Below are 5,768 nucleotides of genomic sequence, written 5' to 3' on the forward strand. Positions count from 1 at the left end.
CTAATTCGCTTATTATTCAGAAAACGCCAGACAGCTTGGGTAGTTGCGAAAGTTGATTTTTGAGCACTTGCGAGGTCTTTAACCGCAGAAGCAAGAAGAGCCGCGGGCGTCATATGCTGTTTAACCAACGTCTGATATCGGCGGGTAAGGCGAGAGTCAATCCCGCCAACAGATAGGTTGAAATCATTCTGCAAAGTAATAACAGGTATCACGATAAATGTGTAGATACCTATGCTTTTAGTGTTGGCATGCAGGACAGAAAAAGGTGCTGCGCTGGCCGTGCTTGGCTAGCTGTATTGGCGTCCCACAGACCCGGCAGGCTTCGCCCCCCCGGCCGTAAACCTGAAGCTCCTGCACAAAATAGCCCGGCTTGCCGTCGGACTGCAGAAAATCCCGCAGCGTGGTGCCGCCTTGCTCAATGGAGCGCAGCAGCACCGCCTTGATACTCTCAGCCAACAATCCCGCCTCTTCTTCGCTCAATGAACCGGCGGCGCGGCCGGGCAGAATACCGGCGACAAACAGGGATTCGCTGGCGTAAATATTACCGACGCCAACCACCAGCGTGTTATCCATCAGCCACGGTTTGATTGACGTGCGTTTATTGCGCGACTTTTGGTACAGCCAGCGGCCATCGAACGTATCGCTCAGCGGCTCAGGCCCCAGGTGGGCCAGCACCCGACTGGTGCGCAGATCATCGCTCCATAGCCAGGCGCCGAAGCGCCGGGGATCGGTGTAGCGGATGATGCAGCCGTTGCTGATAACCAAATCAACATGGTCGTGCTTTTCCGGCGGCTGCGGCTGCGGCAGCACGCGCAAACGTCCCGACATGCCGAGGTGGATAATGATCCAGCCCTTCTCCAGCTCCAACAGCAGATATTTCGCCCGGCGCTGTACGCTCAGCACCCGCTGGTCCCGCAGCGCGATGATTTCTTGGTCCACCGGCCAGCGCAGCCGCGCATTGCGCACCTCCGCCCGCAGGATGGTCTGCCCCGCTAGCCAAGGTTCAATCCCCCGGCGGCTGGTTTCCACTTCCGGTAATTCCGGCATCTGATGCTCCCTGTCAGCGGGATGTCCGCCGGCCGAGAATAGCACGCCCGGCGACCCATAAAAAAACCCGGCCGAAGCCGGGTTTTTAGCCAGTCGCCAAAATTATTTGATTTTGGCTTCTTTGTAAATCACATGCTGGCGTACTACCGGATCGAATTTTTTCAATTCCATCTTTTCAGGTTTGGTACGCTTGTTCTTCGTGGTGGTATAGAAGTGACTAGTACCAGCAGAAGAAACCAGCTTGATCTTCTCGCGAACACCCTTAGCCATGATTCAGTTCCTTACCTTAATACTTCTCACCGCGGACACGGAGATCGGCCAAAACCGTTTCGATGCCCTTCTTATCAATTACACGCATACCTTTAGCAGATACGCGCAGCGTGACAAAGCGTTTTTCGCTCTCAACCCAAAAACGGTGAGAGTGCAGGTTAGGCAGAAAACGGCGTTTGGTCGCATTCATTGCGTGGGAGCGGTTGTTGCCGCTCACCGGGCGCTTGCCAGTAACTTGGCAGACTCGGGACATGTCTATTCTCCAAAAATCAAATCAGCTCGAGCTCTAAGAAAGGTGGTAGCCGCCTCGTCAGGCTTTAGAGCCCATCTCAGCATCTTCTTCACTGAGGAGAGACGTTCAACAGAGAGACTCTGCTGAGATAGGCTCTCAACGCTACACCCAAGATTCTCAAAGGTGGCGTAGTATACGCTTTGACGCGCAACTGCTCAAGTCCCGCACGGCTAAAGATCCCGCAGGATCGCGGGAAAAACGCTCACAGCCAGCCTTTTTCGGCAAAAGAAACCATTTCACCCGCGCCAATAACCAGATGGTCCAGCACCCGGATATCGAGAAACAGGCAGGCTTTGACCACCCTTGCCGTCACCTCGCGGTCGGCGCGACTCGGCTCGGCGTTACCAGAGGGATGATTGTGCGCCAAAATAATCGCCGCCGCATTGATCTTGAGCGCCGCGCGAACGATTTCCCGCGGATGGACCTCTACGCTGTTGACGGTACCTTGAAACAACTCCTGATGGTTGATAAGACGATTGCGGTTGTCGAGAAACATGACCACAAACACCTCTCTTTCCCGGCACACCAGAATCTGCTGCAGGTAACGCCGGGCCATTATCGGGCTGGTCATCGCATCTTCACGCATCAGATGCGAACGAAAAATGCGCTGCGCCATTTCACCAATCGCCCGCAATTGCGTACATTTTGAGACGCCCAGTCCATGCGTGGCGCTGAGGGTCTGATGATCGGCGGTCATTAATTTATCGAACGAGCCGAACTCCGCCAGCAGTTCCTCCGCGAACTGCAGTACATGCTTGCCGCGGGTGCCGGTGCGTAAGAACAGCGCCAGCAATTCAATGTCCGTCAGCGCGTCGGGACCGAGCGCGATCAGCTTCTCACGCGGCGCCAGCGTTGATGGCCAGATTTTCTTACTTGCTTTCTCCACCGCCTGCTCCTCCCCGGGCACCGTCCATCGCTGGTTGTATAATGCCAGCGGCGACGCAGTCGTTCGATGTGGCGCAATAAAAAGTCGAATCACGATTCCAAAAAGGCCGTAAACAGACAAATGACCGTGGCGCGGAGGGTTATGATAAAATGCCTGTAACCATATTTTCATCGGGACATACAAGATGACGGGACTGGCCGGTAAACACATTGTACTGGGCGTAAGCGGCGGTATCGCCGCCTACAAGGCCCCCGAACTGGTGCGCCGTTTGCGTGAAAGGGGCGCCGAGGTGCGCGTGGTCATGACGGCAGCGGCGAAGGCGTTTATTACCCCGCTAAGCCTGCAGGCGGTATCGGGCTATCCAGTAGCGGACGATCTTTTGGATCCTGCCGCCGAGGCGGCGATGGGCCATATCGAGCTGGCAAAGTGGGCCGATCTGGTGCTGCTGGCGCCCGCCACCGCCGATCTGCTGGCGCGCCTGGCTGGGGGATTGGCCAACGATCTGCTCACCACCCTGTGCCTGGCGACGGAGGCCCCCGTCGCAGCGGCACCGGCCATGAACCAGCAAATGTACCGGGCGGCGGCCACGCAGGCGAACCTGGCCACGCTTGGCGGACGGGGCGTGCTGCTGTGGGGACCGGACAACGGCAGCCAGGCCTGCGGTGATATCGGTCCGGGGCGCATGCCCGATCCGCTGGTGCTGGTGGACCACGTGGCGCAGCATTTCACCCCCGATCGCTCGCTGAGCCATCTCAATATCATGCTAACCGCCGGGCCGACACGGGAAGCGCTGGATCCGGTACGTTTCCTCAGTAATCACAGCTCGGGCAAAATTGGCTTCGCCATCGCCCGCGCCGCGGCGGCCAAAGGCGCACGGGTAACCTTGATAGCGGGCCCGGTTTCTCTGCCAACCCCTGCCAGCGTGGTACGTATAGACGTGACCAGCGCGCTTGAAATGCAAGATGCGGTGATGCGTACCATCGCGCAGCAGCACATCTTCATCGGCTGTGCGGCGGTGGCGGATTACCGCGCCAGCCGCTTTTCACCGGAAAAAATCAAAAAACAGGGCGATGACCTGATGATCACCCTGATTAAAAATCCTGATATTGTGGCAGCCGTGGGTGCGTTAACCGAACACCGGCCTTACGTCGTCGGATTTGCCGCCGAAACCCACAATATGGAAGAATACGCCCGGCAAAAGCGTATCAACAAGCAGATGGATTTGATTTGCGCCAATGACGTTTCCCGGACCGGCCAAGGGTTTAACAGTGACAACAATGCGTTGCATCTGTTCTGGCAGGACGGGGAAATCCTGTTACCTCTGAGCGATAAATCACTGCTCGCTCAACAACTAATTGACGAGATTGTCAGCCGTTATGATGAAAAAAATCGACGTTAAGATCCTGGACCGCCGCATTGGCGATCGTTTCCCGCTGCCGGCTTACGCCACTACGGGCTCCGCCGGTCTGGATTTACGCGCCTGTATCGATGAGCCAGTGGTCCTGGCGCCGGGGGAAACCACCCTGGTCCCGACCGGGTTGGCGATACACATTGCCGATGCCAATCTGGCGGCGGTGATCCTGCCGCGTTCCGGGCTGGGCCATAAGCACGGTATCGTACTGGGCAATCTGGTGGGTCTGATTGACTCCGACTACCAGGGGCCGCTGATGGTGTCGGTATGGAACCGCGGCCAGGACATTTTCACCGTTGAACCCGGGGAACGCATGGCGCAGATGGTCTTTGTGCCGGTAGTGCAGGCGGAATTCAATCTGGTGGACGCCTTCGATACCAGCGAACGCGGCGAGGGGGGCTTCGGCCACTCCGGGCGACAATAGCCCCTGACGATTCGGCCCATTACCCGGCATCGACAATAAATCCATCAACGCCATAACGCCGTGCGCTATGGCCGATGCCGGGTGCTTAACCATTATTGACAATGATGACTCAGGGACCCATTCAGCATGGCAGAAAAAGAGAATACGAAACGCAACCGCCGCGAGGAAATTTTACAGGCATTGGCGCAGATGCTTGAATCCAGCGACGGCAGCCAACGTATCACCACCGCAAAACTGGCGGCCAATGTTGGCGTTTCGGAAGCCGCACTTTACCGCCACTTTCCCAGCAAAACCCGGATGTTCGACAGCCTGATCGAATTTATTGAGGACAGCCTGATTAGCCGGATAAATTTGATCCTACAGGATGAGAAAGAAACCCTGAATCGGCTTCGTCTGATATTGTTGTTACTTTTGGGCTTCGCAGAACGTAATCCGGGACTTACGCGTATCATGAGCGGTCATGCGCTGATGTTTGAACAAGACAGGCTTCAGGGCCGCATCAACCAGCTGTATGAACGTATCGAGGTTCAGCTACGCCAGGTATTGCGCGAGCGCAAACTGCGTGAGGGTGAAGCGTTTGAGCAAGATGAGACGCTGCTCGCCAGCCAGCTGTTGGCCTTTTGCGAAGGGATGCTGTCGCGCTTTGTGCGCACCGAGTTCAAATATCGCCCCACGCAGGAGTTTGAGCAACGCTGGCCGCTTCTGGTAGCGCAGCTACATTGAGCGCCGCGATGCGGTGGATAACGGCACGCCACCGCTTGGTAATGACCCTTCTTCACTGACCGGCCTCACCGCGGGCCGCCTGTCTCCCCCGTCCGGCTCAGATGCCGTATTGCTGTTGATAAGCACGGACCGCGGCGAGAGGGGCCGGCCATTTCGCCTTTTACCTCCAGATAAGCGATCAAATCTGCAAGGGTAATGATGGCCAGGACCCGGCAGTGATAATCCCGCTCCACTTCCTGAATAGCGGATATCTCACCGCGTCCTTTTTCCTGTCTGTCCAGCGAAATCATCACACCGGCAAGGGTTGCCTGATGGGCGGCGATAATCGCCATCGACTCGCGAATAGCGGTACCGGCAGTGATAACGTCATCCACCAACATCACTTTACCCTGAAGCGGGCTGCCGACCAGCATACCGCCTTCGCCGTGGTCCTTGGCTGAATAACCCCGAGTTTATTAGAGAGTAATTTTGGCAATACTACGCCGCTTCCTCTGATGCTAATTGCAAAGCGTAATAGTTCATTTCGGCTTCAGTAGGAGGGATGTAACCCAGCCGCCCGAGCAGCCTTCTGTTGTTGTACCAGTCCACCCAGTCCACCCAGTCCAGCGTGGCCAACTCCACTTCCGTCCGGTTTTTCCAGCTCCCGCGGTGGATAACCTCCGTTTTGTACAACCCGTTGATACTCTCTGCCATCGCATTATCGTAGGAGTCGCCG

At 56.7% G+C, this 5,768-nt stretch carries 8 protein-coding genes and 2 pseudogenes; 3 read left to right on the forward strand and 7 right to left on the reverse strand.

Annotated elements, in window-relative coordinates; all coding sequences use genetic code 11:
• The 5 genes and pseudogenes from CINSTRO3249_RS16675 to radC all read right to left on the reverse strand — a co-directional run.
• A pseudogene (locus CINSTRO3249_RS16675) lies at nt 1-212 on the reverse strand (hypothetical protein); the annotation flags it as partial.
• A 25-nt stretch (nt 213-237) separates the two neighbouring features.
• A complete protein-coding gene (mutM, locus tag CINSTRO3249_RS11875; RefSeq protein ID WP_074013434.1) occupies nt 238-1,047 on the reverse strand; it encodes a bifunctional DNA-formamidopyrimidine glycosylase/DNA-(apurinic or apyrimidinic site) lyase in 810 nt (269 codons plus the stop codon).
• Between the two features lie 102 nt (nt 1,048-1,149).
• A complete protein-coding gene (gene rpmG / locus CINSTRO3249_RS11880; protein WP_074013435.1) occupies nt 1,150-1,317 on the reverse strand; it encodes a 50S ribosomal protein L33 in 168 nt (55 codons plus the stop codon).
• Between the two features lie 16 nt (nt 1,318-1,333).
• Entirely contained in the window at nt 1,334-1,570 is a 237-nt protein-coding gene (gene rpmB, locus CINSTRO3249_RS11885) for a 50S ribosomal protein L28 (RefSeq protein WP_025424096.1), read from the reverse strand.
• 241 nt (nt 1,571-1,811) lie between these two features.
• Nucleotides 1,812-2,474, reverse strand: coding sequence for a RadC family protein (gene radC / locus CINSTRO3249_RS11890; protein ID WP_074013439.1), 663 nt, complete (start codon nt 2,472-2,474; stop codon nt 1,812-1,814).
• Nucleotides 2,475-2,679: 205 nt separating this feature from the next.
• Here radC and coaBC point away from each other — a divergent pair, with 205 nt between their 5' ends.
• From coaBC to slmA, 3 genes are all read left to right on the forward strand, one after another.
• Complete coding sequence (gene coaBC, locus CINSTRO3249_RS11895) at nt 2,680-3,894, forward strand: bifunctional phosphopantothenoylcysteine decarboxylase/phosphopantothenate--cysteine ligase CoaBC (RefSeq protein ID WP_074013436.1); 1,215 nt, start codon at nt 2,680-2,682, stop codon at nt 3,892-3,894.
• A complete protein-coding gene (gene dut, locus CINSTRO3249_RS11900) occupies nt 3,872-4,330 on the forward strand; it encodes a dUTP diphosphatase (RefSeq protein ID WP_074013437.1) in 459 nt (152 codons plus the stop codon). The genes coaBC and dut overlap by 23 nt, the downstream gene beginning before the upstream one ends.
• 126 nt (nt 4,331-4,456) lie before the next feature.
• Complete coding sequence (gene slmA / locus CINSTRO3249_RS11905; protein ID WP_074013438.1) at nt 4,457-5,053, forward strand: nucleoid occlusion factor SlmA; 597 nt, start codon at nt 4,457-4,459, stop codon at nt 5,051-5,053.
• A gap of 97 nt (nt 5,054-5,150) precedes the next feature.
• Here the strand turns inward: slmA and pyrE are convergent.
• A pseudogene (pyrE, locus tag CINSTRO3249_RS11910) lies at nt 5,151-5,490 on the reverse strand (orotate phosphoribosyltransferase); the annotation flags it as partial.
• A gap of 40 nt (nt 5,491-5,530) precedes the next feature.
• Nucleotides 5,531-5,768 (reverse strand): integrase core domain-containing protein (locus CINSTRO3249_RS11915; protein WP_143146883.1); only part of this gene is annotated, 238 nt, incomplete at its 5' end.

This window comes from Candidatus Sodalis sp. SoCistrobi (assembly GCF_900143145.1).
Taxonomy (GTDB): Bacteria; Pseudomonadota; Gammaproteobacteria; order Enterobacterales; family Enterobacteriaceae; genus SoCistrobi.

Bases quoted from the DNA above. Each gene is read 5' to 3' on its own strand.
- rpmG (WP_074013435.1), bottom strand. From the start codon at position 1,317: ATGGCTAAGGGTGTTCGCGAGAAGATCAAGCTGGTTTCTTCTGCTGGT.
- slmA (WP_074013438.1), top strand. From the start codon at position 4,457: ATGGCAGAAAAAGAGAATACGAAACGCAACCGCCGCGAGGAAATTTTA.
- mutM (WP_074013434.1), bottom strand. From the start codon at position 1,047: ATGCCGGAATTACCGGAAGTGGAAACCAGCCGCCGGGGGATTGAACCT.
- coaBC (WP_074013436.1), top strand. From the start codon at position 2,680: ATGACGGGACTGGCCGGTAAACACATTGTACTGGGCGTAAGCGGCGGT.
- rpmB (WP_025424096.1), bottom strand. From the start codon at position 1,570: ATGTCCCGAGTCTGCCAAGTTACTGGCAAGCGCCCGGTGAGCGGCAAC.
- dut (WP_074013437.1), top strand. From the start codon at position 3,872: ATGATGAAAAAAATCGACGTTAAGATCCTGGACCGCCGCATTGGCGAT.